At 63.7% G+C, this 2,135-nt stretch carries 1 pseudogene; it reads right to left on the bottom strand.

Features of this window, described 5'->3' with window-relative positions:
• A pseudogene (locus tag ENZ75_RS29760) lies at positions 1-2,135 on the bottom strand (kinesin); the annotation flags it as partial.

The raw sequence follows: 2,135 nt of genomic DNA, 5'->3' as shown, positions 1-2,135 counted from the left end.
GGGCACGGGCCAGCAGCGAGCTGGACGTGTCGTCCGCGCGGGCAAGCAAGGCGTTCGACGTATCTTCTGCACGGGCGTGCAGGCGACGGTCGGCCTCCTCGAAGGTGCGGGCGATGTCTTCGGCCCGCGCCAGCAGGGCCGCGGAGGTCTGCTCGGCGCGCTCGGCGATCTTGCGGTCGGCGTCGCTGAACGCGGCACCGGCCTGCTCGTGCAGGGTGCTGGTGACTTCCAGCACCTTTTCGCGCAGGGCGCCGGCGACAAACACGGCGCTCTTCTCGAGCACGGCGCGGACGTTGTCGACGCCTGTCGAGAGCGCACGTTCCATGGTGCCGGCGCGCTCCTCGATGATGCCGGTCTGGCGACTGAACGCCTGCTCGATCTTCTCGACATCGGCAGCGATCGCGTCGGAAATGCCGGTGCTTCTGGCAGCGATCTGGTCGATATGGCCCGACAGCGAGCGGTCAACGTCCTTGCGGGTCTCGGCGAGCTTGCCGAGATCGTCTTCCAGCGCGCGGGTCAACATATTGCGGCCTTCGGACAGCTTGCCGACATGTCCGGCGATGACGTCGTCGATGTCGCTGCGGCTTTCGGTCAGCTTCTGCAGGTCGGCTTCGAGGGCGCGTTTGAGAATGTCGCGGCCCTCGGCCAGCTTCTCGACCTGGCCGGCAACCAGACCGTCGATGCTGGAGCGGCTTTCGGCCAGCTTGGCGAGATCGGCTTCCAGCGCGCGCTTGAGAACATCGCGACCTTCGGCGAGTTTCTCGACCTGGCCGGCGACCAGACCGTCGATGCTTGAGCGGCTCTCGGCCAGTTTGGCAAGATCGTCCTCGAGCGCCTTGGACAGGGTCGAGCGCTCCTGGACAAGCCTTTCCGCGTGGCTGTTAACGAGGCCACCGACGTTTTCGAGGTCGGCTTCAAGCGCTTTCGACAGCGTCGAACGATCCTGGACGAGCCTTTCGGAATGGCTGTTGACCAAGCCATTGACGCTTTCGAGGTCAGCCTCGAGTGCCCGGGCGAACTGTGCCCGGTCATCGACCAGTTTCTGCGACTGGTCGGCAATGGTCCCCTTGATCGCGTTGAGGTCGGATTCCAGAGCGCGCCGCAGGATATCTCGGCCCTCGGACAACTTCTCGACCTGACCCGCAACCAACCCGTCGATGCTGGAACGGCTGTCGGCCAGCTTGGCGAGGTCGTCCTCAAGGGCCCTGGACAGGGCGGAGCGGTCTTGGACAAGCTTGTTCATGTGATCGGCGATGACGCTGTTCACATTCTGCAGGTCGGCTTCCAGGACCCGGGAAAGCTGACCGCGATCCTCGGCCAGCTTTTCCGACTGGCTTGAGATAACGCCCTTGATCGTGTTCAGGTCGGATTCCAGCGCGCGCTTGAGAATGTCGCGGCCTTCCGCCAGCTTCTCGACCTGACCGGCGACCAGACCGTCGATGCTCGAACGGCTTTCGGCCAGCTTGGCAAGGTCGGCTTCAAGGGTCTGCGACAGCAGGCTGCGGTCCTCGGCCAACCGTCCCGAATGGCTTTCGATCAGGCCGCGTATGCCGGACAGATCATTGTCGAGCGAATGGGAAAGCTGCGTGCGGTCTTCCGCCAGTTTGGCGGAATGGGTTTCGATGAGGCTCTTGATGCCGACGATGTCGTTTTCCAACGCCTTGGCGAGCACGGCGCGGCCTTCGGCGATTTTTTCCACCTGACCGGCGACCAGACCGTCGATGTCGGCGCGGCTGTCGGACAGTTTTCCGAGATCGGCTTCCAAAGCGCGCGACAGAATGTTGCGGCCCTCGGCGAGTTTTCCGACATGTCCGGCGACCATTTCATCAATGATCGTACGAGCTTGCACCAGCTTCCCGGAGTCTTCATTCAAGGCAATAGAGAGCCTGTTGCGACCTTCTTCCAGCCTTTCGAGATGGCTGCCGAGCGATGCATCGATGGCCGCCCGCGATTCATTGACCTTGCGCAGATCCTCTTCGAGAGCGCGCGAGATCAGGCTGCGGCCTTCGGCCAGCTTCTGCACCTGGTTGGTTACTGCCGCATCGATGCCGGCGCGGCCCTCGGCGAACTTCGCCAGGTCGGCCTCCATGGCCGCGGCCTGATCTCGCGCGCTCTCGAAGAGGATCTGCGCAAGG

This window comes from Mesorhizobium sp. M7A.F.Ca.CA.002.04.1.1 (assembly GCF_004022805.1).
GTDB classification, from domain to species: domain Bacteria; phylum Pseudomonadota; class Alphaproteobacteria; order Rhizobiales; family Rhizobiaceae; genus Mesorhizobium; species Mesorhizobium ciceri.
The sequence above is the reverse complement of the archived record's forward strand: the minus strand, read 5'-3'. Positions and strand labels throughout refer to the sequence as shown.